The following is a 25663-nucleotide window of genomic DNA, read 5'->3' as shown; positions in this document are numbered from 1 at the left end:
CGCCCCACGGGTCCGGAGCTCCGTACGGGGGTCGGAGCTTCGGACCCCTCTGTCGTGAACCGCGCACCACCGCGCGCAGCTGAAGGGAGGCTGGACCATGGAAACCGGCCTGGACACCGGTACGTACGACCTGCTGCGTGGCCGGCTCGCCGCGCAGGCCGGCGAACTCGGCCGCCGGGCCGAGGCGCTCAACGCCCGCCGCACCGAGGAGTTCGCCTCCACCCGGCTCGAACTCGCCGGCGCCGAACGCATCACCACCGAGCACGCCTGCGTCCCTCGCGACATCGCCGCCGTCGGCGACCACCTGCTGTTCGGCCACCACACCTCCCTCGCCCTCAGACCGGAGACGGCGGTGGGCGACGTCCTCGCGCTGTACGACCGCGACCTGAACCGGCTGCCCGACGACGCCGTCCCCGGCCTGCTCGACGACCCCGCCTTCGTACGGGAGTTCGGCGCCCTCCACCGCTACTACCGCCAGGCCCACCTCCTGCGGCTGCGCCGTGCGGAGGGCAAGGTGCTGGCCGTCTTCCAGACCGGGGAGAAGGCCGACGACATCCGCGTCCTGCGCTGGGCGCTGTCCGACGACGGCCGGGCGGCCTTCCTCGACGCGCGCGGCGAACGCGACCATGTCGTCCCGCCCTCCCACGACTTCGAGTGGACCGCGGCACGGCGCGAGGACCACGTGCTCGGCCGCCACCCGCACGTGTCGATCGGGGGCGAGGTCTTCGTCGGGACGACGGGCGGCACCCTCACCGTCAAGGTCGAGGACGACACCGGGACGGGCGAGGGGATCCACTCCGAGCCGGTCGACGAGCCGTTGCAGTCGCTCGCCGACGCGGACATCGCCCACGCGCGCGTGGGCACCCTCGTCCTGCTGCGCATCCGCCCCTACAAGGAGGACGCGTACCGCCACCTGGTGTTCAACACACTCACCAGGACCGTCGTACGCCTCGACGGCATCGGGGAGGCCTGCCGCCGGCTGCCCGAGGACCAGGGCGTCGTCTTCCCCGGCGGATACTGCCTGGCCGGCGGCGCGTACCGGACCTTCGACGGCGTCGACACCACCGGCCTGGAGTTCGAGCGCGTGGTCCGCTCGCCCAACGGTGAGGACGTGCTGTTCGCATTCCACGCGCGCGTGCGGGGGCACAGCCTGCTGCTGCCCTACAACATGATCCGCAAGGAGGTCGCCGCCCCGCTGGTCTGTGACGGCTGGGCGCTGTCCGACGACGGCACGCTCATGGTGCTGCGCACCGACCCCGCGGGGGCCGCCGCCGAGCCGGCCCGCGTCCATCCGCTGCAGCGGTGGCGCTCCCCGTTCGTGTCCGACACGTATGCCGCCGCCGCGCCCACCGGCTCGGGTCCGCTGGCCCGCGTCGGCAACGCCGACCTCGTCCGCGGCATCTCCGACTGCCTCTCCGTCGCCCACTGGGCCGCTGGGACGGCTCCGACGGCCGGGAACACCCCGACGGCCGAGATGTACGCGGCCCTGGTCGCCGCCTGTGTGCGCGCCGCCGACACCTTCCACTGGCTCGGCGACACCGAACTGGGCGACCTGCGCGCCCCGTTGGACGAGGTCCGGGACACGGCCGGGCAGGTGCTCACCGAGTTCGAGACCGTCCGGGCGCTGACCCGGCAGGCCGCCGACGCACTCGACGAGGCGGACCGGCGCCTCGCCTCGCTCGTCCGGCGCCTGCGCGGCGAGGCACCCCGGGACGCCGCCGCCTGGGTACGCGGTCTGACCGAACTGCGCCACGCCCAGGGCCACTTGCTGACGCTTCGGGAGACGCGGTACGCGGACACCGGGCGCGTCGACGCGCTGGCCGAGGACGGCGCGGCGGAGCTCGCCTCGTTCGGACAGCGAGCCGTGGCCTTCCTGTCCCGCGAGGACGCGTTCACCGGGCACCACCAGGACATCGACCGCCTCGTCGCGGACGCCGGGGCGATCGCCACCGCGGCCGAGGCCTCGCCCGTCGCCGCCCGCCTGGACGAACTGGCCGACGGACTGCGGACCGTCACCGAGGTCGTCGCCGGACTGGAGATCGGCGACGCCACGGTCCGTACGTCCATCCTGGAGCGGGTCGCCGAGGTCCTCGGCGGGGTCAACCGCGCCCGCGCCACCCTCACCGCCCGCCGCCGCGAACTCCTCGGCCACGAGGGGCGCGCCGAGTTCGCCGCCGAGTTCGCGCTGCTCGGCCAGTCCGCCGCCGGGGCCCTCACGGCGGTCGACAGCGTGGAGTCCTGCGACGAGCAGCTCACCCGGCTGCTGGTCCAGTTGGAGAACCTGGAAGCGCGGTTCGCCGACCTGACCGACGACTCCGGCGGCTCCGACGGCTCCGGCGGCTCCGACGGCCCTGCCCGTTCCGGCAGCTCCGGCAGCTCCGGCAGCTCCGGTGGCTCCGGCTTCCTCGACAGGCTGGCCGACAAGCGCGCCGAGATCCACGAGGCGTTCTCCGCCCGCAAGCAGACCCTCGCCGACGCGCGGGCCCGCCGGACCGAGCAGCTCGCCGTCTCGGCGTCCCGGGTCCTGGAGAGCGTGGCGCGGCGTGCGGCCGTACTCGCCGACACCGACGCGGTCAGCACCTACTTCGCCTCCGACCCGATGGTCGCCAGGGTCCGGCGGACCGCGGACGAGCTGCGGGGCCTCGGCGACCGGGTGCGCGCCGAGGAACTGGACGGCCGGCTCAAGGCCGCCCGTCAGCAGGCGGCCCGCGCGCTGCGCGACCGCGCCGACCTGTACACCGACTCCGGGCACACCGTCCGCCTCGGCCGCCACCGCTTCGCCGTGAACACCGAGCCCCTGGACCTCACCCTGGTCCCGCACGGCGACGGCCTCGCCTTCGCGCTCACCGGCACGGACTACCGCTCGCCGGTGACCGACCCGGGGTTCGCGGCGACCCGGCCGTACTGGGACCGGCCGCTGCCCTCCGAGTCCCCCGAGGTCTACCGCGCCGAGCACCTCGCCGCCCGGCTGCTCGACGACCACGGCCCGGCCACGCTCGCCGGGGCGGACGACCTGGCCGGCCTCGTACGCGGGGCCGCGCAGGCGTCGTACGACGAGGGCTACGAGCGGGGCGTGCACGACCACGACGCGACCCTGATCCTCACGGCGCTGCTGCGTCTGCACGAGCGGGCGGGCCCGCTGCGCCACCGCCCGGCCGCCCGCGCCGCCGCCCAGCTCTTCTGGGCCCACGGCACCACCGCCGAGGCCCGGGAGAGCTGGACCCGGCGGGCGAGGTCGCTGGCCCGTGCCCGCGACACGTTCGGCCTGACCTCGGCACAGATCGCGGGCTTCGAGGCGGAACTGGCGACCGCGATGGAAGGGGACGGCAGGGACCTTCAGGGCGGTCAGGACCGGCAGGACGGGCAGAACGGGCCGAGCGGTCAGGACGGTCGAGGCGCGGCCCGTGCCTCCGCCGCCGCGTACCTCTTCGAGGAGCTGACCACCGGGCCCGAGGGGTTCGTCATCAGCTCGGCCGCGCGGACGCTGCTCGACGCGTTCCGCCGCGCGACGGGCAGTTCGGTGTACGACGAGGACCTCGCCGCACTCGAAGGGCACGGCCCGCACCACCTCGCCGCCCGCCGCCAACTGGTCGAGGCCTGGCTCTCCTCGTACACCTCCGCCACCGGTCCGGACCTCGACCCCGGTGACCTCGCCGAGGCCGTGGCCGCCGAGCTCTGCCCCGACCTCGCGCGGTACGTGTCCGACGCGGCGCTGACCGAGACGGTCGACGGGCTGCTCGGCTCCCACCCCCGCCTGGCGGGCCGTACGCTCACCGTCCGCGTCGACGAACTCCTCGCCCGCACCCGCGCCTTCCGCACCGGGTCCGTGCCCGGTCACCGCGCCTACCAGCGGCAGCGCACCGCCCTGGTCGCGGCCGAGCGGTCGCGGCTCCGGCTGGCGGAGTTCCGCCCGAAGGTGATGACCACGTTCGTCCGCAACCGCCTCATCGACGAGGTGTACCTCCCGCTCATCGGCGACAGCCTCGCCAAGCAGCTCGGCACGACGGGCGACACCGGACGCACCGACACGGGCGGCCTGTTGCTGCTGGTCTCACCGCCCGGCTACGGCAAGACGACCCTCATGGAGTACGTCGCCGACCGCCTCGGCCTCGTGCTGGTCAAGGTCAACGGCCCCGCTCTCGGCCACGCGGTCACCTCCCTCGACCCGGCCGACGCCCCGAACGCCACGGCCCGCCGCGAGGTCGAGAAGATCAACTTCGCGCTGGAGGCGGGCAACAACACCCTCCTCCACCTCGACGACATCCAGCACGTCTCCCCCGAACTGCTGCAGAAGTTCATCCCGCTGTGCGACGCGACGCGGCGGATCGAGGGCGTGTGGGACGGCGAGCCCCGCACCTACGACCTGCGGGGCAAGCGCTTCGCGGTCTGCATGGCCGGCAACCCGTACACCGAGTCCGGCGGCCGTTTCCGTGTCCCGGACATGCTGGCCAACCGGGCCGACGTCTGGAACCTCGGCGACGTGGTGACCGGCAAGGAGGACACCTTCGCGGTCAGCTTCGTCGAGAACGCCCTCACCGCGAACCCGGTCCTGGCCCCGCTAGCCGACCGCGACCGCGCCGACCTCGATCTGCTGATCCGGCTGGCCGAGGGCGACTCCGCGGCACGCGCCGACCAGCTCGTCCACGCGTACGCAGCCGCCGAACTGGAGCAGATCCTCGCCGTCCTGCGCCATCTGCTGACCGCGCGCCGGACCGTCATCGCGGTGAACGAGGCCTACGTCGCCTCCGCCGCGCGGACCGACAGCACCCGCACGGAACCGCCGTTCCGGCTCCAGGGCTCCTACCGCAGCATGAACAAGATCGCGCAGCGCATCCAGCCCGTCATGAACGACGCCGAGCTGAGCGCCGTCCTCGACGACCACTACACGGCCGAGGCCCAGACGCTCACCACCGGAGCGGAGGCGAACCTGCTGAAGCTGACGGAGCTGCGCGGCGCCCTCGACGCCGGGCAGGCCGCGCGGTGGACGGAGCTGAAGGCCCTGTACGTCCGGGCGCGGGGTGCCCTCGGGGGCCCGGACGGCGCCCCTCACCCGGAGGACCCTCACCTCGCGGCGCTCACCAGGGCCGTCGCCGCCCTCGACCTGCTCGCCGAACGGGTGGCCGCGGTCGAATCGGCGATCACGGGGGCGGCTCTGGGCGCGGGGACGGATGCGGGCGCGGGCGCGAGCACCGATGCGAGCGTGGGTGCGGGCCGCGACTCCACAGCACCGGCACCGGCACCGGCATCAGTACTCGCCTCGGCACCGGTCTCGGCGGTGTCCGAAGGGGAGGTCATCCGAACGTGGCGACCAACCGTCCGATGACCTCGCCGCGCTCCAGCCGGCCCACCCCGTCGGCGATCTCCTCGAAGCCGATCTCGGTGATGCGCGAGGACAGCTTCCCTTCGGCGACGAGGTCCAGCACCGCCACGCAGTCCTCCTTCGAACCGGCCTGCGAGCCGACGAGTTCGATCTCGTTGAGAGTGAGGGCCTGCAGGTCGATCTCACCGCGCGCACGGCCGAGGCCGACCTGGACGATCCGGCCGCCGCGGCGCACGGAGTGGATCGCGCCGTCGGTGGTCGTCCCGAACCCGGCGAAGTCGATGACCACGTCGAGGCTCTCGCCTGCGAAGTCGGTGATGTCGCTCGCGACCCGCTCGGCACCGAGCGAGCGGGCGAACTCGTGCACCCGCTCGTTCTTCTCGGCCACGAACAGCTTCGCGCCGAGGGCCAGCGCGGTCTGCGCGCCGAGCGAGCCGAGTCCGCCGAGGCCGATGATCCCGACCCGGGAGCCCGCGGTGACCTTTCCCTGCACCGAGACCGCGTGGTACGAGGTGAGGCCCGCGTCGGTGGCGGCGGCCGCCTGGTCGAACGGCACCCCGTCGGGAGTCGCGACGACCAGTCGTTCAAGGACGACGACCTCGTCCGCGAACCCGCCGTTCTTCGACGTTCCCGGCCCTTCGATGGCCGCGGGGACGACGACGTTCTGACCCACGGTGAACCGGGTCACGCCGGATCCCACGGCGGATACGACGCCCGCGATCTCGTGGCCCAGCGTGATCGGCCGGAACGGGAGCAGAGGCGTCAGCGTGCCGTCGAGGAACCCGACGTCGCTGTGGCAGAGCCCGGCGGCGCGCACGTGGACGACGAGCTCGTCCGCGGCCGGTGCCGGCGTCGGCACCTCGCTCAGGGTGAGGGGTTTTCCGACTTCGGTGAACTGCCATGCGCGCATCGTCTGCTCCTTGGACGCTTGTCTCCCGGGACGTTCGTCACCCTGGGACGTCTGTCTCCCGGCGAGTGACCGACGCGGTGCGAGCGGCCACCCGGATCAATATTGGCACCTCGTACCAAAAGTACGTCACTAGGCTCGGACGATGACCACCTCACGCCCTCGCCGGGGGCGACCACGCGCCTCGACCCGCGAGGCCCTCGAAGAGATCGCCTTCGACCTGCTGCTCCGCGACGGCTACGAGGCGACGACCCTCCAGGCCATCATGACCGCCGGCGGTGTCGGGCGCTCGACGCTGTTCCGCTACTTCGGCTCGAAGGCGGGGATCGTGTGGGGCGAGTTCGACCGCGCCGTCGAGCGGCTGCGGTCGGCCCTGCGCGACGCCGACGACGTACCCGTCATGACGGCCGTACGAGCGGCGGTCGTCCAGTCGACGCGCCTGTCCCAGGAGGCGGCGCCGGACTCGTGGCTCGACCGTTTCCGCGTACTGGACCGGGACGCCGCGCTGGTCGCGGAGACCGCCGCGCACTGGCGCGTATGGGCCGAGACGGTGAGCCGGTACACGGCCGAGCGCACCGGACTCGACGCGGGCGCCCCCGTCCCGGCCGCGATCGGCGGCGCCGTACAGGCGGCCTATGTCGCGGTGCTCAGGCAGTGGGCCGCGACGGACAGAGCGACGGACAGAACGGCGGACGGGGAGCCGGGCGGAGAGTCGGACAGGGAGCCGGGCGGCGCAGCGCACGAGGCGGTCGAGGCGGTCGACATCGGCGAGCTGGACCGTGCGCTGCGCCCGGTCACCGACGCCTTCCAGGCGGTGCTGGACGGCACGCCACGAGGCTGACCGGGGGTTCGGAGGATCCGAGGTGTATTTTTGGAACCAGGTTCCGAAATTCGGATCTCCGTAAGGACGAAGGAGTCCTCTCATGGGCCGACTGGACGACAAGGTCGCGATCATCACCGGAGCGGGCCGCGGCATGGGCGCCTCGCACGCCCGCCGCTTCATCAAGGAGGGGGCGAAGGTCACCCTCACGGACGTCAACGAGGACGCCGTCCGTGAGCTCGCGGAAGAGCTCGGCGACAACGCGCGGTACACGGTCCAGGACGTCACGGAGTTCGACGGCTGGAAGCGCGTGGTGGAGGAGACGGAGGCGGCGTTCGGCGACGTCACCGTTCTCGTGAACAACGCGGGCGTCCTGGGGCCGATCGCCAAGACGGCGGACCTCGACGAGGACGAGTACCTCAGGGTGTGCGCCATCAACCAGCACTCCCAGTTCCTCGGCATGAAGGCGGTCATCCCGTCGATGCGGCGCGCGGGCATCGGATCGATCGTCAACATCTCGTCGCTCGCGGGCCTGCGCGCGAACTACGGATTCCCGAGCCTCGCCTACGTCGCCAGCAAGTTCGCCAGCCGGGGTATGACGAAGGCGGTCGCGCAGGAGTACGGGCTCGACAACATCCGCGCGAACTCCGTGCACCCGGGCTTCATCAACACACCGATGATGGTCGAGGCGACCGACGAGGGCGGCGGTGACGCACTGGCGCAGATCTTCCTCGGCCGGCTCGCGGAAGCGGACGAGGTGTCGTCACTGGTGCTGTTCCTGGCGTCCGACGAGTCGTCCTACATCACGGGTGCGGAGCACAAGATCGACGCGGGGATGTCGGCGGCCTGACGTCGGGTCGGGTGGTGGTTCCGCCAGGTCCAGCCCTGCCGAAGAGCGTCCACGGATGTCCGTGGACGCTCTTCGGCAGGCGGCCCAGTGGCCCAGTAACCCCGAGGCCCCGCGGCCCTGAGCCCCGCGGCCCCGGCGTCAGGAGGAGGCCGTCGTCCCCGTGCTCCTGAGCTGCCGGCGGGTGTGGATGCGGCCCCGGCGCTCGGCCGTGCGGAGGAACAGGACCGCGGGGACGAGGCAGACGAGGATGGCGAAGACGCTGGCCTCCGGGCCGAAGCCGCCTCCGGTGATCGCCTCGGGGCCCGACAGCACCCCGTGGAGCAGACCGTCGGGCATGTCCTCGTTGCCGGAGACCGTGACGCCGAAGATCCCGCTCAGGGCGAAGTTCCAGCCGAAGTGCAGCCCGATCGGCACCCACAGGGTGCGGGTGGCGGCGTAGGCGGCGCCGAGCATCAGGCCGGCCTCCACGGAGATGGCCAGCGCGCCCCACAGCGTGGCACCGGAGTTGACCAGGTGGAGACCTCCGAACAGCACGCCCGAGACGGCCAGCGCGCCCCGCGTACCGGCGAGTTCCTCGACGAGGCGGAAGACGACGCCGCGGAAGAGGAGTTCCTCGACGACCGCGACGCCCGCCATCATCCCGAGGACGGTCAGCGCGCCACCGACGGACACCCCGCCCTTCGTGCCGTATCCGCCGAACAGGGCGATCAGCGCGAGCGTCGCGCCGAAGAGTACGAGGCCGGTCAGGACGCCGACCCGCAGGCCGGACCCGGCCGCGCCGGTGTCCAGTTCGGACACGGGCCGCTGTTCGAGGATGCGTACCGCCGCCGCGTAGACCGTCAGGATGATCACCGCGGCCGCCGCCCCGAACAGCAGGGACAGCACCGGGTTCTCGCCCGCCAGCTCCCGCATCCCGGCGGCGAGTCCCGTCATCAGGAGGAACAGCACCACCAGCACCACCAGCCGTACCCCGGTCGGCCACACCCGGCGCGTCGCCTCGAACGGCGACTGCGAGAACTGCTGCCTGACCCACTCCACGGCCTGAGCATTCCTGAGCGACATGACTTGGCTTCTTCCCCATCGTCGACCGGCGGCCCGGCCGCCCCTTCGTTGACAGGAACGCTATGAGCGAGGGGCACCTCGGCACGTCCCCCCGAGGCTGACAACCGGTGTCGCTCACGTGGGGGACAAGGAGGCGACGGGAGAAGAGGGAAGGGGGCGAGGGGCCAAGGGGTTTGAGGGGACGAGGGGCGGGGCCTGGTGGGTCAGATCACCGGTACCGGGTGGCGGCGCATGAGGCCGAGGTCGCCGCCGAAGACGGTCGGCAGGGCGGCGGCGACCGTCTCGTGCGGGGTGCCGAGCGGGACGGCGCTGACCCGATCGAGGCGCTCGTACTGCTCGTCGGTCAGGGTGAGCTCCAACGCGGCGAGGTAGGCGTGCAGTTGGGTCGTGGTGCGCGGGCCGATGACGGGGATCAGGGCGGTCGCGCTGCGGGCGGCGCGGGCTCGCAGCCACGCCACGGAGACCTGCGCGGCGTCCGTACCGCACTCTTCGGCGACGGCGAGGACGGTGTCGAGGACGGCACGGGTGTGCTCGTCCTCCGGGCGTGCGGGCCGCCGGCTGCCGTGGTCGTCCTGGCGGTACTTGCCGGTCAGTACGGCGCCGGCCAGCGGCGAGTAGAGGGCGGCGCCCAGCCCGAACGCCTCCACCATCGGCAGCAGTTCGCGCTCCGCGGTGCGGTCGGCGAGGTTGTAGGCGACCTGGATGCCGACGACGGGGGACCGGTCGCGCAGCGCGGCCCGGGTGGCGGCGGCCGACACCCGCCAGGCGGGGAAGTTGGACAGGCCGCCGTGCAGGATCTTCCCGGCGCGCACGAGGTCGTCGAAGGTCGCGACGATCTCCTCGACGGGGGTGACGGCGTCCGGCAGGTGGGCCCAGTACACGTCGATGTAGTCGGTCCCGAGCCGCCGCAGGCTGGCCTCGACGGAGCGGGTCATGATCTTGCGGCTGTTGCCGTTCTCGCTGATCCCGTCCCTGTCGCTGCCCCGGGTGTACTTCGTGGACAGGACGAACCGGTCGCGGTCGGCGGCCAGCAGGTCGGCCAGCACGGTCTCGGACTGCCCGTTCTGGTAGCGGTCGGAGGTGTCGATGAACGTACCGCCCGCCTCGGCGAAGGCGTCGAAGATCGCGCGGGCCTCGGCGGGGCCGGCCGGGGCGTCGGGGCCGGTGGCGTAGTTGGCGGTGCCGAGGGCGAACTCGGACACGCGCAGGCCGGTACCGCGGCCGAAGGTGGTGTGGAGCATGGCTGTGCCTTCCAGGGTTCAGGGGGCGCTCGACAGCAAACCGGAATCCGATTCCGTTTCACCCTACCCGAACCGGAACCGGATTCCGGTAGAGTGGGGACCACGATCGCCCCAGACCCCCAGACCCCCAGACCCCCAGACCCCCTCGACCGGACGGAGGGACACACAGTGGTGGACGACGCCGGCGAACCCGCGCCCCGCACGCCGCCCCCCGGGGCGGGCAAGCCGCTGCGCGCCCACGCCCGGCGCAACCGCGACGCGCTGCTCATCGCCGCACGCGACGCCTTCACCGCCGGGGAGTCGGACATCCGGGTCGAGGAGATCGCCCGTCGCGCGGGAGTGGGCGTCGGCACCTTCTACCGGCACTTCGCCACTCGCGAGGCCGTCATCGAGGCCGTCTACGAGGAGCGGATAGAGGACCTGTGCCACCGGGGCGCGAGCCTCCTGGACACCGTGCCGCCCCAGGAGGCGATCCGGGCCTTCATGGAACAGCTCGTCGACCACGCGATGGAGAGCCGCAGCATGGCCGTCGCCCTCAAGACGGTGATGGACCTGGGGTCACCGGTGTTCACCCAGGGCCGCGAGGCCATGGCGGAGACGATCGGGCAGCTGATGGCCGCCGCGGTGGCGGACGGGACGATCCGCGCCGACATCACCCCGGACACCGTGTTCCGCGCGATGGGCGCCATCTGCGCCTCGCACGACCAGCCCGGCTGGGAGAAGGGCGCCCGAGAGGTGGTGCACCTCATCCACGACGGGCTGCGCTATCCGAGGTCGTCGTAGTCGTCGTCATCGTCATCGTTCTCATGCTCGTCGTCATCATCGTCATCGTCGTCGTCTTCCTCGTCGTCCTCCTCCCCCTCGTCGTCATCGTCATCGTCGTCAGGGGCGTCGGCGCTGGTCCCAGAGGCTGTCGGGAGATCCGTGGGAGAGGGATCGGCGGCCACGGGCGGTGCCGCGGGAGTGGCCGGCTCCTCGGGCCGGGTGTTCTGGTCCGAGGGGCTCACGACAGAGGTGTCTCCGCCCGCGGGCTCCGTCCTGTCCGAGGTGAACGTGATGCCGTCGGTGATCATCGACATGACGAGGAGAACGCCGAGCAGTACGAGCCCAGCGGCGGCCGCGGTGACGGCGGTGGCCTTGCGGTCGCCCAGCCGGTTCCACAGCCCGGTCCGGTCGTCGTCGGGGCGGCCGTCGTCGAGGCGGTCCGCGTCGGTCCGGTTGCCGCCAGAGCCCGTCGCCGTGGGCAAGGACGCGGTGTCGCCGGGCGGCGGCCCGGGAAGTCCGGTGATGACGAAGGCTTCGCCTTTGACGGTCGCGGAATTGTGCCGCTGCCCCGTCGCCACTCGGTCGCCCTGACCGCCTGAGTCACATCCGGAGCCGGAGCCGTAATCGGAGTCCGAGTCGTCGTAGTCGTAGTCGTAGCCGGATGACACGGTGCCCTTTCTCTCGGTCGGGGAAAAGCCGCTGTCCGGCGGTCCGTCGAAAGGGGAAGAGTTCGCCGCGGATGCCCGACCGGGTTCGTCCCACACACTAGGAGACCGACGGCGGATGCGGGACAGCGTTGTGCCAGCGGATCGTTAAGGAACGGCCAACGCCCTGCCGACGAGGCCGCCGACGGCGCCGTCCCGGACCGAACCGCACGCCTGCTGAACGCCGGGCGCCTCCCGTGCGTACTGACGGATGAGGCCTCACCAGAGGCCTCGGCGCCGCCGTGCTCCCGCGATCGGGGTGGATATCACCAGCGAATCCGAGCACGCCATTTCGGGCTGCCGTGAATTATTTCTCCTCGACCGCTTCCCGGTTTCCGGTATTCGTCACGCGGTACCCCTGAGCGCTGCTTTCTTGTACCGTGTCGGGCCAACGCGCGGAAAGGGAATTCACACCTGCGTGAAGCACGGAGAAACGGGATGTATGGGCGCACTGGTACCGGTACTGCTGAATGTACGAGCGCTGCTTGCCGTCTCGGTCCCGCCGTCCCGTTCCGCTCGTTCCACCGTCACTCCTCAGGACTTGTGAGTCTGCCGATATGCGTGTCTTGCTGATCGAGGACGACGATCGGGTGGCCGGTCCGCTGACCGAGGGACTGGGCCGCTTCGGCTTCACCGTCGACCGTGCCCGCACCGGGATGGAAGGCCTGGCCGCCGGAGAGTCCGACATGGTCCTGCTGGACCTCGGGCTGCCCGACATGGACGGCATCGAGGTGTGCCGGGCGCTCCGGCTCCGCTCCCAGGTGCCGATCATCATCATCACCGCGCGGAGCGACGAGGTCGACCGCGTCCTCGGCCTGGAGATCGGCGCCGACGACTACGTGTCCAAGCCGTTCGGCGTCAGAGAGCTGATCGCCAGGATCCGGGCCGTCAACCGCCGCGCCCAGGCCTCGTACACCGCGGCCGGTACGGGCCGGTCCGGGCCGGGGGCCGGTGGACCGGCCGAACCGGCCGACCCCCGCCAGCGGATCGGCCCGCTGACGATCGACCGCCGGACCCGCCAAGTTCACCTGGGCCAGGCCCCGATCGCGCTGTCACCGAAGGAGTTCGACCTGCTGGCCCGTCTTGCGGACGACCCCGGGGCCGTCTGCACCCGCCAGCACATCCTGGACACCGTGTGGCACCCGAACTACTTCGGCCCGACCAAGACGCTGGACGTGCACATCGCCGCGCTGCGCCGCAAACTCGGCGACTCCGCCTGGATCGACACCGTCCGCGGCGTGGGGTTCCGGCTCCGCCCGCCCGTCGCCCCGGGGGCGGCCGCGCCGGCCTGGCAGGCACCGGACCGGGGCGCCTGGTGACCCGCCGCCTCCTGCTCAGCTATCTGAGCCTCACGCTGCTCGTCCTGCTCGGCCTGGAACTGCCGCTCGGCTATTTCTACGCCCGCGGCGAGATCTCCCGGTTCACCGGGGACGGACGGCACTCGGCCGAGCTGCTGGCGCAGGTCCTGGAGGTCAGGGTCGAACAGCGGGCGGCGGCCGAAGTACCGGCGCTGGTCGCCGACTTCGTCCGCAAGAACGGCAGCCGGGTCGTCGTCGTGGACGACACCGGCAGGGTGCTCACCGATTCGCACGACGCCGTGGCCGACGGTACGGACCTGTCCGCCGAACCCGACATCACCGCCGCCCTGCGCGACCGGTCCATGACCACGACCCGCGAGGACCACGCCACCGACGGCGACGCGTTCACCGTCACCGTGCCGGGCTCCTCCGGGACCACCGTCCGCTGCGTGGTGCGCGTCTCCTACCCGGTCGCCCCCTTGACGTCGAGGGTCCACGGCACGTGGATGACCCTGGCCTTCATCGGCCTGGGCGTCCTGGTGGCCGTGGCGGCGATCGCCCTGGCGCTGGCCCGCTGGGTCACCCGTCCCGTACGGGCCCTGGAGCGCGCCACCGCCGAACTCGCCCACGGCAGCCTCAAGGACCTTCCCACCATCACGCAGGGTCCGCCCGAACTGCGCCGCCTCGCCTCCACGTTCTCGCGGACCGCGACCCGGCTGCAGCATCTGCTCCAGGCACAGCGGGCGTTCGCCTCCGAGGCGTCCCACCAGCTCAAGACCCCGTTGACCGCGCTGCGCCTGCGGTTGGAGAACTTCGAGCCCTACCTCGACCCGCGCGCCCAGGACAGTCTCGACGAGGCGGTGGGGGAAGTGGAGCGGCTCGGTCAGATGGTGCAGGGCCTGCTCGCCCTGGCCCGGCTGGAGAACTCCGGGAGCACTCCGGAGGCGACCGATCTGGACGCCGTCACCACCGACCGGGCGCTCACCTGGGCCGCCTTCGCCGCCGAGAACCACGTCGAGATCGCCGTGACCGGAGAGCGGGCCGGCGAGGTGTGGGCGCTGCCGGGCGCCCTGGAACAGGTCATCGACAACCTGCTCTCCAACGCGCTGCGGGTGTCACCGCCGGGCACCACCATCACGCTGGCCAAGTCGCTGACCGGAGGCCCGCGGGCCTCCGGTGTCGAGCTGCATGTGATCGACCAGGGCCCCGGTATGACCGAGGCCGAGCGTGAGCGCGCCTTCGACCGCTTCTGGCGGGCTGCCGACTCCTACCACGAGGGCACCGGGCTCGGCCTGCCGATCGTTCAGCAGCTCACCCGGGCCGGCGGCGGTGACGTGACCCTCGACGCCGCACCCGGAGGTGGTCTCGACGCCGTCGTCCGGTTGCGGCCCGCCTGGGAACACCGCGTGGGGCCGCACCGCGGTCCGCGCTCCGCGTCGCGCAGGGCGACGGTCTCGGCGTTCTGACGGACGTTCGGAGCAGCCGCCCCGAACCTTGGCCGTCCGCTAACCCTCTGCTGGCAGAGCGCTGGCCCGACGCCGCCCCTCATCGGCCTAGGGTCGTCGTCATCACTCGGCGTGCGTCCCTGCGTCCCGCGGCCTTCCACGGTGGAACACACGTCTGCTCCCTCAGCTTCAGCGTGCCGAGGAGAAAGCCGTGCCACCAGGACCCGACCGCTCGGCACCACCCGCCTCACCGGCCGACAAGCAGGAGGAAGAGAAGCCCGACCCGTCCGCCGTGCGACTGCTGCTCGTCGAGGACGACGACCGGATCGCCGGGCCGCTGTCCGAGGGGCTGTGCCGTCACGGGTTCACGGTGGACCGGGCCGCGACGGGCGCCGCCGCGCTGACGGCGGCCACGGCCGACCTCGTACTGCTGGACCTCGGACTGCCCGACATGGACGGCCTCGACGTCTGCCGGACCCTGCGGTCCCGCTCCGCCGCCCCGATCATCATGATCACCGCCCGGAGCGAGGAGACCGACCGCGCCGCCTGCCTGGCGGTGGGGGCGGACGACTACCTGGTCAAGCCCTTCGGCGTACGGGAGTTGGTGGCCCGCATCCGAGCCGTCAGCCGCCGCGCCCGCCCCCGGCACCGGGCCGCCCACGCCACGACGGATGTCCGGACGCCGGATGCCCTGACAACGGACGTTCGGACAACGGACCTTCGGACGGCGGACGTTCAGCGGGTCGGGCCGCTGACCATAGACCGGCGCACCCGTCAGGTCACCGTCGGCGAGGAACCGCTCGCGCTCTCTCCGAAGGAGTTCAGCCTCCTGGCCTGTCTGGCCGACGACCCCGGCGCGGTGTGGCACCGCCGGCAGATCATGGACGAGGTGTGGGGACCCCACTTCTTCGACCCCACCAAGACGCTGGACGTGCATGTGGCCGCGCTGCGCCGCAAGCTGGGCGGCCCGTCGTGGATCACCGCCGTCCCCAGGATCGGATTCCGCCTGGCCACGCCCTCGGGCAGCGGCGGCAGCAGCAGCAGCAGCAAAGGCAGCGGCAAAGGCAGCGGCAACGGCTGACCGGCCCGTCCAAAGGGATAAGGCACAGCCAGTAGGAAGTTAAGAGCGACAAGATTCCGCGAGCGCCTCCCCAACGTTCCGGTCCGCGCCCGGAATTCACCGCCGCCCGGCCCAATACTCGCTGTTGTCACATCCACCGAAGTGAAGGGATCAGCCATGCGGAAGAGGAACGCGATAGCGGCGATCGTCGTGAGCGGAATCATGGTCGGCGGTGCCGGAGTCGCCATGGGCGGCGAGGCGACGGAGAAGTCCTCGGTGAGCGAATCGTCCGTGCAGCTCCGGACGGACAAGGCTTCGGGGCTCGGCGCGCAGGACGCCTCGGGGCTCGCGGTGGGCACCGTGGCCGCGGCCACGGACGCGGTCATCCAGCAGGTGGGCGACGGCCGCATCACGGAGGTGCGGCTGGCCCAGGAGGGCGGTACCGCCGTCTGGAAAGTGACCATCGACCAGGGGAAAGGCCCGATCCGGGTCACGCTCGACGCCACCACCGGCGAGATCGTCGAGAGCGCCGCGGCCACCGCCTCCGACGACTGCGACACCACCCCCGGAACCGGCACGGGCGGCGCCGTCGACGACGACGACGACGATGACGACTCGGATGACGACGATGACGACGACGCGGATGACGATGACGACGACGGCGGCCCGGTCCGCGAAGGCGTGGACCCGAACAAGTAACCGCGCGTAGGACGGCGTCTTCGACCCCCGTCCCGAATTCGCCCCGAATCCGACCCGAATCCGAGAAAGGCCCGGAAACAACACCGTGAACCCGCCGGACCGCATTATCAGAATCCTGTACGTGGCAGGCGCGGGGCTTCTCGCGTCGGACGCGTACGGCCGTATTCACCTGCTCGACGAGGAACTGCGGCTCGTCGCGTCGTCGCCTTTCGTGCGGCAGGGCCGGCCGCTGTACGGGCTGGCCGTCGCCGACGGGTGGGTGATCGGCAAGGACCGGATGGGTGCGGTGTACCGGTGGTCGCTGGACACGCTGGACCTGGTCGACCGGCTGGACCCGGCGACGGTGTGCGATCCGTCCCTGCTGCTGCCGCGGGAGGAGCCCTCGCCGTGCAGCTCCCGCGGTATCGGCGTCTGGAAGGACCGTGTCTTCGTCACCAGTGGCTTCCACCGGCAGATGCTGGTGCTGGATCTGCACACGTTCGAGGTGCTGGAGATCCGGCCGAACATCTGCGGTGAGAGCCCCATGGAGTGGGCGTGCACCGAGCACCCCACCCGGCACGCCGTCTCGGACAAGCACGGGAATCTGCGGTTCGGTTCGTTCGAGGACGGCGTGTTCCCCGACCTGGTCAAGCTGGACGACGGCAACATCCACCGGGTCCGCCACGACGCCCGGCACGACCGGTTCTGGGCCACCCAGGACTTCGGCGAGGGCGACAACGCCGATGTCGCCAACGGGGTCGTGGTGGTGAGCGCCTCGGGAGAGAAGGAGGGCGAGCTGCTGTTCGCCCGCGACGACGTCGAGTTCGTCGCCTTCTCCCCCGACTTCACCCGGGCCTACGCCGGCGGCTTCGACGGCGAACTGCACATCTTCGACAACACCCGCCGGGAACTGCGCGTCGAACGCACCGTGACCGGATTCCCGCACCAGCTCAGCGACTTGACCGTGGGATCCGGGGGCGAGGTGTACGTCCTGTGCCAGGACGGCACGGTCGTCGAACTTGACGCCGCCGGTGAGTTCGTCCGCGACCAGGGCCACCGGCGGCAGGCCGTGTGGGACATCCAGCCGTCGCGGGAGGACGCGCGCACGCTGTACTGCGCCACCGATTCCGGGGTCGCCGTCGCCCGGGTGGAGGACTCCGCGGCAGGCCCGATGCTGCGGGTGGAGGCGCAGCACCCGACCGAGTGGGGATTCACCCGGCGGGTGGCGCCCGTCGCGGCGGGCTGGATCGGCGTCACCCGCGACGGTACGGTCTTCCGCTCCGACCTCTCCGACCTCTCCGACCGTTCCGACCGCTCATCCCGCTCCGACAGCGGTTCCGGCAGCGGCAGCGGCGGTGTCCGCTGGCATGTCCGGCTGCCGGAGCTGCCGCACACCGTCGCGGTCTCCCCGGACGGCGACCGGGCCCTGGTCGCGACCAACGCGGGTGCCGTGGAACTGGACACCGCCGACGGCCGACGGCTCGCCGCGTTCGACGTGGACGGCCTGCCCGTGTGGGCGACCGCGTATCTGCCGGACGGCGGCCGGGTCCTGATCACCAGGAACGGTGTCATCACCGTCCTGGACCCCACCGACCCCACCGATCCCACCGATCCCACCGACGTGAGTGTCCGCTGGCGTTTCGACCAGGGCGAGTACCCCAAGCGCGCCTGGGCGCAGGACGACCGGCTGTACGTCGTCGGGGACGGCGGCCTCAAGGAGGTCGAGGTCGGCGTCGGCGTCGCGGCCCGCTGGTCGAGGCTGCTGTCGAACACGGTCGAAAACGCCGTCCTCGTCGACGGACTGGTCTGCGCGTCCTCGTACGGCATGCAGCTGGCCGCCTACGACCGCGGCAGCACGAAGTTCGTCGGGCTGCTGGAGGACCTGGCCGACTACCCCAAGGCGCTCGCCGAGGTCCGGGACGCGGCCGACACCCCGTATCTGCTGGTGGGCTGCCGTACGGGCCTGCTGTCCCTCTACCGCCTGGACGCGGGCGCCGGCCGGCAGGTCTTCACCAAGCTGCGCGACCACTGGCTGCCCCGCGCACCGGTCCGCTACAGCCTGCGCCACGTAGGGCATCCGGCGTGACCCGTACGAACCGTACGAACCGAAGGACACGACCCTAAGGAGAGGACCTCTTGCGCACCATCGATCTGCGGCCCGGCCCGGCCGGTCACGCCGCACCCGTCACCGATGTGGCCTTCCGGCCGGACGGTTCGCAGCTGGCGACCTGTTCGTACGACGGGACCGTCCTGCTGTGGGATGTACGGAACCCGGCGCGACCGGAGCCGCTGGCCCGGCTGCACCACCGCCGTCTGGTCAACGCCGCCCGGTGGAACCCCGTCCGCACCGACCTGCTGGCCACCGCCTCGGCGGACAAGACCGTGGCCGTCTGGCGGATACCGGAGCGCCCGGACGTCCAGCGGCCCACCCTGCTCACGGTCCTGGCCCGGCACACCGACGACGTCAACGCGGTCGCCTGGATGCCCGACGGCCACCGGCTGATCTGCGTCTCCGAGGACGGCCGGGCCACCCTGTGGGACATCCGCACCGGTGCCTTCGCGGGCGAGGTGGGGTCCCACGCGGCGCACTGCATGATGGTGTCGGTCAGCCGTGACGGCCTGGTCGCCACCGTGGGCGAGGACGGCCTGGTCGCCGTCCGCGATCCCGACCGGCCCGGCAGCACCGTCGAACACCGCTGCGCGGCCTCCGTCGAGGGTTGCGCCTGGTCGCACTCCGGTACGTCGCTGGCGATCACCCGCGACGACGGTGTGGTCGAACTGCTCACGCCCCGCCTCGCGGTACGCCGGACGGTGACCGTCGCACGGACCGCGGCGCGCGCGGTGGCCTGGGCGCAGGACGACGCCTCGTTCGTCGTGGGCGCCTACGACGGTGCCCTGCACGTGTTCGACGCCGACGGGCGGCGGCTGCACCGGGTGCACGACGCCCGTATGTGGCCGCGGTCGGTCGCCGTCGCCGGGGGCCGGGTGGCGGTGGGCAGCTTCTGGAACGGCCCGCATCTCGTCGATCTCGCCACGGCGACACCGCTGGCCGAGCCGTCGGCGCCGAACCACGGCCCGAACGCGATGACCGTGCTCGGCGACGAACTCCTCGTGGGCTGCGACTCCGGGACGGTCATCGCCTTCGACCCGGACGCCTGCCCGGACACGTACCCGGGCCCCGACTTGGACCCGTCCGCGGACTCGGCCCCGTGCGCGGACCCGTACGAGGACATGGACCCGTACGCGGACGGCCGGGCGCCGGCCGTGCGGCTGCTGCCGGTCTCCGACAGTCCGGTGCTGTCGCTCGCCGCCGACGGCGAGTCGTTCTACACGGGGACCTACGCAGGACACGTGCACCGCTGCAACGCCGCAGGTGAACTGATCGCGGTCACTGACTCGTTGGGCGCGCCCGTCCCCTCCTTGTGTCGCGTCGCGGGCCTGTTGGTCGCCGGTACCTACGACGGCGCGCTGATCGGCCTGGACCCGGCCTCCCTGGCCGAGACGGACCGCGGCGAACCCCACGAGGGCTCGGTGAAGTCGCTCGTGCCGTTCGGCGACGGGTTCCTGTCCGCGTCGACCGACCGCAGCACGGCGGTCGGAGGGCTGCACGACCGCACCGGCCTGTGGGAGCACGGCAACCTGGTCAACGCGGTCGCCACCCTCGGCGGGCGAGTCGTGGCGACCGCCTCCCGCGACCACACGGTCAAGGTCGGGGTGCTGGAACGGTCCCCAGCGGACCGGGCGGGTGAAGCGGACGAGGCGTGGAAGGTGGTCCGCCGGCAGACGCTCCTGGGCCCGGACGAGTCGGTCAAATGCGTGGCCCTGCTGGGCGATCCGGACTCCCCGGTGGTGCTCGCGGGCTCGTACGACTTCGGGCTCCACCGGTGGAGGACCGACGGCGACGGCGGTCTCGACCTGCGGTCGGGCCGTGTGGTCGACGAGTTCCGGCAGGGAGTGTCCTGTATGTACCGCCTCGACGAGAGGCGGGTCGCGGTCGCCGGCTGGGACGGGCAGATCCTGATCGTGGGCCTGGACGCCGACGGCGAGGTACGCGTGCGACGGCGCTTCGACCTGGACACACTCGTCCGGCGGGCCAGGCAGAGCCTCTGGGCGGTGACGAGTTGACGGCGGAGGCGGCGGTCGGTCCGGGAACGGCCGTCGGGGTGGCGACGGTGCGGGCCCGCGTACCCGTCGTCCTGGGCCGCGCCGCGGGACGAACAGCCGAGCTGGTCACCTTCCGCGGTCTGCCCGACGACGGCGAGCACCTGGCCTGTCTGGTGCCCCCGTGGGACACCCGGGAGCCGCCCCTGGTCCGGCTGCACAGCGAGTGCCTGACCGGCGACGTGTTCGGCTCCACCCGCTGCGACTGCGGTCCGCAACTCGACGAGGCCCTGAACCTGCTCGCCGCGCACGGCGGCGTCCTGCTCCATCTGCGCCAGGAGGGCCGCGGCATCGGCCTCTACAACAAGCTGGACACCTACCTGCTGCAGGGCCAGGGCCAGGACCGGGGCGTCGACACCTTCGAGGCCAACCGGCTCATCGGACGCGGCGCCGACGAACGCGACTACCTGACCGCGGCCGTCATGCTGCACACCCTCGGTCTGCGCCGCGTCCGCCTGCTCACCAACAACCCCGACAAGGTGCGGCAGTTGCGCGGCCACGGCATCGAGATCGCCGAAACCGTGCCCACCGGGGTGCACCTGACACCCGAGAACGCCGCCTACCTGGCGGCGAAGGCCCGCAGCGGCCACCACCTCCCGGCCCCCGGTCTCGAAACAAAGGAAACAAAGGAAACGAAAAAGATGAAAGAGACAAAGGAGATGAAGGAAGCGAAGGAAGCGACATGAGACTGGAGGACGTCGCCGGCTCCCCCCACTTCCAGGAGCACGCGGAGCCGGCCGACCCGCGACGCCTCAGGCCGTCCGCCGAGGACACCGCCCGGCTCACCGGGGCCGGCCCCCGGGAACTGGCGTCGCTGGTCGAGGACGGCTCGGTACCCCTGCCCGTCCGACTGGCGGCGGGCGGCATCCTCGCGCTGCTCGGGGACCCGCGCCTCACCCCTCTCCCCGCGGCGGACGCCGTCCCTTCGGTGTGCGCCGTGCCGGGCGGCACCGTCGAGATCGGGCTGCCCGAGCGGGACGTGTCCGCGGTCGTCGGCCGGTGGGCGCACGTGGGCGTGGAGCGCGAGTGGATCGAGAAGGAGACCCCCGCCCACCGGGTGGACCTGGCCGACCACTGGATCGGCACCTATCCGGTCACCAACTCCGAGTACCACGCCTTCCTCCGCGACAGCGGCCACCCCGCCCGCCCCACCACCTGGTACCTGGGCGCCTACCCCTACGACCGCGCCAACCACCCCGTGGCCGGCGTCCGGCCCGCCGACGCCGACGCCTACGCCGCCTGGCTGGGCCGCCGCACCGGTCTGCCCTGGCGGCTGCCCACCGAGGCCGAATGGGAGTACGCGGCCAAGGGCCCGGACGGGCGCGCCCATCCCTGGGGCGACACCTTCGACGCGGACGCCGCCAACACCCGTGAGAGCGGCGTCCACACCACGACTCCGGTGGGCGCGTTCCCCGCGGGCCGCTCCCCGTTCGGCGTGCTCGACATGGGAGGGAACGTCGAGGAGTACGTCGCCGACTCCTACCGCCCCTATCCCGGCGGCCCGTTCGTCCCCGACCACCTCGTCCAGACCATGGGCGAGTACCGGATCGCCCGCGGCGGGAGCTTCTGCCGCTACGGCGACCTCACCCGCACCCGCCGCCGCCACGGCCCGTTCCCCGGGCCGCTCTACCCGGCCGGATTCCGCCTCGCCCTGAGCCACCCACCACACCCCCGGCAGTCCCGAAAATCCCAGCGATCCCAGCCCCAGCCCCAGCCCCACGATCCGACGGAGGCAGACGCATGACGAGCGACATACCCGACGACCTGTGGAAGAGGCTGACCAGCACCGTGGGTCTGGTCAGCGCCCACCGTGACGGCGTCACCAATGTGATGTCGGCCGAGTGGTCCTACTTCGTCAACAAGCAGCCCCTGTACGCGGCCGTGGTGCTCGGCCCGCGCGCCGCCACCCGTCGGCTCATCGAGGCCGCGGGCGAGTTCTCCGTGACCCTGTGCGCCGAGGACCAGGCCGAACTCGCCGATTTCGCCGGCAGCTTCTCCCTCACCGACATCGACAAGAGCGGCAGCGAACTCATCGGCTTCGGCACTCCGGAGGCGACCGGCACGCCGTGGGTCACCGGCGGCGTGCTGGCCGTCGAATGCCGGCTGCGGCAGATCGTCCCCCTCCCCGTGCACACCATGTACCTGGGCGAGGTGGTGGCCGCGCACGTCCCGGACCGCCCGCCCCTTTCCTCGTCCCCGTCCCTGTCCTTGCCCCGGCCCTTGGTGAAGCACGGCGCCATGCACACCCTGGGCGAACCCGTCCGGCGTACCGCCGTCGTCGCGGCCGCCGAGCTGCGGCCCGGCGATCTGCTGCGGGTGGCGGCCACCGGCCCGGCCCTCGACGGCCCGCAGGAGTGGCGGGTGGGCCTGCTGGACGCCGACGGCACCCCGACCCCGCTCGGCACCTTCCCCTCGAACCGGTACGACGACCTCCTGGTGGACGTCCCTCTCCCGCCGGGCCTGGCGACACACCGCCTGCCCGACCACCGCGTCGTCGTCGAACGGGAGGGCGCCAAGCCCGGCTTCACAGCGATCTCAGGAACCGCCCGATGACCGCGCCCGACGCCACCGGGCCCGACTCCAGCGTGCCCGACTCCAGCGCGCCCTCCGCCCTTTCGGCCTCCGCCCTCTCGCCCTTCACCGTCTCGCCCCTGGCCACAGCGCCCTTCGCCACCGCGCCCCTCGCCCACGAGGCGCTCCCCGGCCCCCTCCCTGAGACCTCTCTGCGGATCGCGGTCGTGCAGAACGCGGCCCGTCCCCTCAAGGTCGCCGACAACGCCCGCGCCGCCGCGGCCAGGGCCGCGCACGCCGCACGCGAGGGCGCCCGGCTCGTCGTCCTCCCCGAACTCCACCTGTGCTCCTACGACCTGCCCCGACTCGCCGAGGCCACCACCGACGCCACTGCCACTGCGGAGGCGCAGGCGGAGGCGGGTGCGGGTGCGGGTGCCGCTGTGGTGCACGCCGACCGCACCCGGCACATCACCGACCGGCGTCTGGACCCGCTCGTCGACATCGCGGTCCATCGCCGGATCACCGTGGTGATCGGCGCCGCCGTACGCCGGCACGACGGCCGGCTCACGAACTCGCTCCTGGCGGTGGAGCCCGGCGGCACCGTCACCGTCGTCTACGACAAACAACACCTCTGGCACGACGAGGAAGCGGACCTGTTCTCCCCCGGCACCCGGGGAGCGTTCCTGACCGTCGACGACTGGCGCCTCGGGCTCGGGATCTGTTACGACATGTCCTTCCCCGAACACGCCCGTGCCGCGGCCCTGGCGGGCGCCCACGCCCAGCTGTACCCGGCCGCCTTCGCCGCCGGGACCGAGCACCGCGCCGCCGTCTACCTCAAGGCCCGCGCCCTGGAGAACACGATCTACACCGTGTTCGCCAACCCGCTCGAAGGCCCCGCCCACCGCCCGTGCGACGGCCTCAGCGCGGTGTACGGCCCCGACGGCGGCACGGTCTCCCACGCCGGCCCCGGCCAGAACACCGTGCTCCTCGCCGACCTCGAACCGAAAGCCGTCACCGAGGCACGCGTGCACCTGCGCATGCTCGCGGAACAGCGCTCGCTCCGCCTCGCCTCTCCGGTCGATCCGCCCACCTGACCGAATGTCCCACCGGGAAAGATGTCCCAATGGGACATGAAGAGGTACTGTCGAAGGCATGGAGGCAACGCAGGCGACGGAGCCCGGCACCGCCACGGTCACCATGGACGTCATGGACGCCATGAACACCGCGAAGAGCACGGACGCCACGCACATCCCGGACGCCGCAGAAGACCGGCGGCAGCGCAAGGCCAGGCAGACCCGCAACGCCCTGGCGACCGCCGCCGTCGACCTGATCCTGGAGCGCGGACTCGCCGCCACCACGGTCGAGGCCATCGCGGAGCGCGCCGACGTCACCCGCCGCACCTTCAGCCGGTACTTCGTCGGCAAGGAGGACGCGGCCCTCGACTTCGTACGGGGCGACGGCGACCGCATCAACGCCCTGCTGCGGGAACGGCCCGCCGCCGAACCGCCGTTGCTCGCCTACCGCCGGGCCGTGCGCGACTGGCTCGCCGGCCGGAACGACCCGGCCTGGCACCTGCACCCCCGTATACGAAGCCTGCTGGCCCTCCTCGACCGCGAGCCGGCCCTGTTCGCCGCCTACGAACGCATCCGGGTCGACGCCCAGGACGACTCGATCCGGATCCTCGCCGACCGGCTCGGCATCGACGCCGCCGACCACCCCGTACGGGACATCCGCCCCGCCGTCGTGGTCGACGCCGCCGCCGGAGTGCTCACCGCCGCCCTGCGCATCTGGGCACGCGGCGCCGCCGACCAGGACCCGGCTGTCGCGGACCTCCCCGCCCTGGTGGAGCGGGCCTACGACGCCCTGACCCAGGAGGCCGCGTCCGCGGTCTCGCACACCAACCCCGAAATTCCCGGGATCACCACGATTCCCGAGATCCCCGAAGAGTGAGAGCACCATGAACACCACCGGCAACAACACCCCCGTCACCGACTACGCGACCGAGTTCGCCGGGAAGACCGTCCTGGTCACCGGCGCCGCCTCGGGCATCGGCCTGGCCACCGCCCTCCGCCTCGGCGCGGGCGGCGCCAACGTCGTGATCGCCGACTACAACGCCGAGGGCGCCGAGAAGGCCGCCGCCGACCTGCGGACGCAGGGCATCGAGGCCGCCGCGGTCGAGGTGGACGTGACCCGGCCCGACTCCGTCGCGGCGGCCGTCGCCTTCGCCGTCGACACCTACGGCGCGCTGCATCTGGCCGTGAACAACGCCGGCATCGGCGGCCCGAGCGCGCCGACCGGCGAGTACGACATCGAGGCGTACGACCGCGTGGTGCGCACCAACCTCGACGGTGTCTTCTACTCCCTGCGTCACGAGCTGCCCGCCGTCGAAGCGGCCGGGGGCGGTGCCATCGTGAACGTGGCCTCCATCCTCGGCACGGTCGGCTTCCCGGGCTCCTCCGCGTACGTGGCCGCCAAGCACGGTGTGGTGGGCCTGACCAAGACCGCCGCCGCCGAGTACGCGGCCAAGGGCATCCGCGTCAACGTGGTCGGCCCCGGCTTCATCGAGACCCCGCTGCTCCAGACCATGGACAAGGCGGCCTACGACGGTCTGGTCGGGCTGCACCCCGCCGGCCGGCTCGGCCGCCCCGACGAGGTCGCCGAACTGATCGCCTTCCTGCTTTCCGAGCGCTCCTCGTTCGTGACCGGCAGCTACCACCTGGCCGACGGCGCGTACACCGCCGTCTGAGCACGGAAGAGACACCTCAAGAGGCACTCACGAGGCATCTCACGAGACATCTCAAGAGACACCAGTAGCAGCACAGCGGGAAGCACAGGAAGAAG

At 72.2% G+C, this 25663-nt stretch carries 20 protein-coding genes; 16 read left to right on the top strand and 4 right to left on the bottom strand.

Annotated features, from left to right (window positions below; all coding sequences use genetic code 11):
- Window positions 1-97 precede the first annotated feature (97 nt).
- On the top strand, window positions 98-5323 hold the full coding sequence (locus ACLVWQ_RS07575; RefSeq protein WP_414107453.1) for a DNA repair ATPase: 5226 nt from the start codon (window positions 98-100) through the stop codon (window positions 5321-5323).
- Here the strand turns inward: ACLVWQ_RS07575 and ACLVWQ_RS07570 are convergent.
- Complete coding sequence (locus tag ACLVWQ_RS07570) at window positions 5292-6230, bottom strand: zinc-binding dehydrogenase (protein ID WP_414107452.1); 939 nt, start codon at window positions 6228-6230, stop codon at window positions 5292-5294. The two genes, ACLVWQ_RS07575 and ACLVWQ_RS07570, sit on opposite strands and share 32 nt — an antisense overlap.
- A gap of 142 nt (window positions 6231-6372) precedes the next feature.
- Between ACLVWQ_RS07570 and ACLVWQ_RS07565 the strand changes: the two genes are divergently transcribed.
- Both ACLVWQ_RS07565 and ACLVWQ_RS07560 read left to right on the top strand, forming a co-directional pair.
- Window positions 6373-7068: a TetR family transcriptional regulator gene (locus ACLVWQ_RS07565; protein WP_414107451.1), complete on the top strand. Its 696-nt coding sequence runs from the start codon at window positions 6373-6375 to the stop codon at window positions 7066-7068.
- 82 nt (window positions 7069-7150) lie between these two features.
- The gene (locus ACLVWQ_RS07560; RefSeq protein WP_414107450.1) at window positions 7151-7897 is read left to right on the top strand and encodes an SDR family NAD(P)-dependent oxidoreductase; all 747 of its coding nucleotides are present in this window, start codon (window positions 7151-7153) and stop codon (window positions 7895-7897) included.
- A gap of 138 nt (window positions 7898-8035) precedes the next feature.
- On the opposite strand, the gene ACLVWQ_RS07555 is transcribed toward ACLVWQ_RS07560, so the two are convergent.
- The gene (locus tag ACLVWQ_RS07555) at window positions 8036-8959 is read right to left on the bottom strand and encodes a lysostaphin resistance A-like protein (protein ID WP_414107449.1); all 924 of its coding nucleotides are present in this window, start codon (window positions 8957-8959) and stop codon (window positions 8036-8038) included.
- Window positions 8960-9162: 203 nt separating this feature from the next.
- Complete coding sequence (locus tag ACLVWQ_RS07550; protein ID WP_414107448.1) at window positions 9163-10200, bottom strand: aldo/keto reductase; 1038 nt, start codon at window positions 10198-10200, stop codon at window positions 9163-9165.
- Window positions 10201-10368: 168 nt separating this feature from the next.
- Between ACLVWQ_RS07550 and ACLVWQ_RS07545 the strand changes: the two genes are divergently transcribed.
- A complete protein-coding gene (locus ACLVWQ_RS07545; RefSeq protein WP_414107447.1) occupies window positions 10369-10983 on the top strand; it encodes a TetR/AcrR family transcriptional regulator in 615 nt (204 codons plus the stop codon).
- Here ACLVWQ_RS07545 and ACLVWQ_RS07540 read toward each other — a convergent pair.
- On the bottom strand, window positions 10965-11729 hold the full coding sequence (locus ACLVWQ_RS07540; RefSeq protein ID WP_414107446.1) for a hypothetical protein: 765 nt from the start codon (window positions 11727-11729) through the stop codon (window positions 10965-10967). The genes ACLVWQ_RS07545 and ACLVWQ_RS07540 overlap by 19 nt on opposite strands.
- 497 nt (window positions 11730-12226) lie before the next feature.
- Here ACLVWQ_RS07540 and ACLVWQ_RS07535 point away from each other — a divergent pair, with 497 nt between their 5' ends.
- The 12 genes from ACLVWQ_RS07535 (at window position 12227) to ACLVWQ_RS07480 (ending at window position 25568) form a co-directional block, all read left to right on the top strand.
- Entirely contained in the window at window positions 12227-12988 is a 762-nt protein-coding gene (locus ACLVWQ_RS07535; RefSeq protein ID WP_414107445.1) for a response regulator transcription factor, read from the top strand.
- A complete protein-coding gene (locus ACLVWQ_RS07530; protein WP_414107444.1) occupies window positions 12985-14433 on the top strand; it encodes an ATP-binding protein in 1449 nt (482 codons plus the stop codon). Before ACLVWQ_RS07535 ends, ACLVWQ_RS07530 begins: the two co-directional genes overlap by 4 nt.
- A gap of 271 nt (window positions 14434-14704) precedes the next feature.
- On the top strand, window positions 14705-15493 hold the full coding sequence (locus ACLVWQ_RS07525; protein WP_414107809.1) for a response regulator transcription factor: 789 nt from the start codon (window positions 14705-14707) through the stop codon (window positions 15491-15493).
- A 156-nt stretch (window positions 15494-15649) separates the two neighbouring features.
- Complete coding sequence (locus tag ACLVWQ_RS07520; RefSeq protein ID WP_414107443.1) at window positions 15650-16171, top strand: PepSY domain-containing protein; 522 nt, start codon at window positions 15650-15652, stop codon at window positions 16169-16171.
- A 121-nt stretch (window positions 16172-16292) separates the two neighbouring features.
- Window positions 16293-18236 (top strand): WD40 repeat domain-containing protein, encoded by a 1944-nt coding sequence (locus ACLVWQ_RS07515; RefSeq protein ID WP_414107442.1) that lies wholly within the window; start codon window positions 16293-16295, stop codon window positions 18234-18236.
- A gap of 50 nt (window positions 18237-18286) precedes the next feature.
- Entirely contained in the window at window positions 18287-20275 is a 1989-nt protein-coding gene (locus tag ACLVWQ_RS07510) for a WD40 repeat domain-containing protein (protein ID WP_414107441.1), read from the top strand.
- On the top strand, window positions 20272-20997 hold the full coding sequence (locus ACLVWQ_RS07505) for a GTP cyclohydrolase II (protein WP_414107440.1): 726 nt from the start codon (window positions 20272-20274) through the stop codon (window positions 20995-20997). Before ACLVWQ_RS07510 ends, ACLVWQ_RS07505 begins: the two co-directional genes overlap by 4 nt.
- On the top strand, window positions 20994-22055 hold the full coding sequence (locus ACLVWQ_RS07500) for a formylglycine-generating enzyme family protein (RefSeq protein ID WP_414107439.1): 1062 nt from the start codon (window positions 20994-20996) through the stop codon (window positions 22053-22055). Before ACLVWQ_RS07505 ends, ACLVWQ_RS07500 begins: the two co-directional genes overlap by 4 nt.
- A complete protein-coding gene (locus tag ACLVWQ_RS07495; RefSeq protein ID WP_414107438.1) occupies window positions 22052-22864 on the top strand; it encodes a flavin reductase family protein in 813 nt (270 codons plus the stop codon). The genes ACLVWQ_RS07500 and ACLVWQ_RS07495 overlap by 4 nt, the downstream gene beginning before the upstream one ends.
- A complete protein-coding gene (locus tag ACLVWQ_RS07490; protein WP_414107437.1) occupies window positions 22861-23916 on the top strand; it encodes a carbon-nitrogen hydrolase family protein in 1056 nt (351 codons plus the stop codon). The genes ACLVWQ_RS07495 and ACLVWQ_RS07490 overlap by 4 nt, the downstream gene beginning before the upstream one ends.
- Before the next feature lie 112 nt (window positions 23917-24028).
- On the top strand, window positions 24029-24772 hold the full coding sequence (locus ACLVWQ_RS07485; RefSeq protein ID WP_414107808.1) for a TetR family transcriptional regulator: 744 nt from the start codon (window positions 24029-24031) through the stop codon (window positions 24770-24772).
- 7 nt (window positions 24773-24779) lie between these two features.
- The gene (locus ACLVWQ_RS07480) at window positions 24780-25568 is read left to right on the top strand and encodes an SDR family NAD(P)-dependent oxidoreductase (RefSeq protein ID WP_414107436.1); all 789 of its coding nucleotides are present in this window, start codon (window positions 24780-24782) and stop codon (window positions 25566-25568) included.
- Window positions 25569-25663: the final 95 nt, after the last annotated feature.

Source organism: Streptomyces sp. CWNU-52B, from assembly GCF_047444975.1.
Taxonomy (GTDB): domain Bacteria; phylum Actinomycetota; class Actinomycetes; order Streptomycetales; family Streptomycetaceae; genus Streptomyces.
The sequence above is the reverse complement of the archived record's forward strand: the minus strand, read 5'-3'. Positions and strand labels throughout refer to the sequence as shown.

What these genes read in the sequence shown, in the direction of transcription:
- ACLVWQ_RS07560 (WP_414107450.1), top strand. Translation starts at nt 7,151, where the DNA reads ATGGGCCGACTGGACGACAAGGTCGCGATCATCACCGGAGCGGGCCGC.
- ACLVWQ_RS07485 (WP_414107808.1), top strand. Translation starts at nt 24,029, where the DNA reads ATGGACGCCATGAACACCGCGAAGAGCACGGACGCCACGCACATCCCG.
- ACLVWQ_RS07550 (WP_414107448.1), bottom strand. Translation starts at nt 10,200, where the DNA reads ATGCTCCACACCACCTTCGGCCGCGGTACCGGCCTGCGCGTGTCCGAG.
- ACLVWQ_RS07565 (WP_414107451.1), top strand. Translation starts at nt 6,373, where the DNA reads ATGACCACCTCACGCCCTCGCCGGGGGCGACCACGCGCCTCGACCCGC.
- ACLVWQ_RS07575 (WP_414107453.1), top strand. Translation starts at nt 98, where the DNA reads ATGGAAACCGGCCTGGACACCGGTACGTACGACCTGCTGCGTGGCCGG.
- ACLVWQ_RS07555 (WP_414107449.1), bottom strand. Translation starts at nt 8,959, where the DNA reads ATGTCGCTCAGGAATGCTCAGGCCGTGGAGTGGGTCAGGCAGCAGTTC.
- ACLVWQ_RS07480 (WP_414107436.1), top strand. Translation starts at nt 24,780, where the DNA reads ATGAACACCACCGGCAACAACACCCCCGTCACCGACTACGCGACCGAG.
- ACLVWQ_RS07490 (WP_414107437.1), top strand. Translation starts at nt 22,861, where the DNA reads ATGACCGCGCCCGACGCCACCGGGCCCGACTCCAGCGTGCCCGACTCC.
- ACLVWQ_RS07535 (WP_414107445.1), top strand. Translation starts at nt 12,227, where the DNA reads ATGCGTGTCTTGCTGATCGAGGACGACGATCGGGTGGCCGGTCCGCTG.
- ACLVWQ_RS07520 (WP_414107443.1), top strand. Translation starts at nt 15,650, where the DNA reads ATGCGGAAGAGGAACGCGATAGCGGCGATCGTCGTGAGCGGAATCATG.
- ACLVWQ_RS07570 (WP_414107452.1), bottom strand. Translation starts at nt 6,230, where the DNA reads ATGCGCGCATGGCAGTTCACCGAAGTCGGAAAACCCCTCACCCTGAGC.
- ACLVWQ_RS07500 (WP_414107439.1), top strand. Translation starts at nt 20,994, where the DNA reads ATGAGACTGGAGGACGTCGCCGGCTCCCCCCACTTCCAGGAGCACGCG.
- ACLVWQ_RS07495 (WP_414107438.1), top strand. Translation starts at nt 22,052, where the DNA reads ATGACGAGCGACATACCCGACGACCTGTGGAAGAGGCTGACCAGCACC.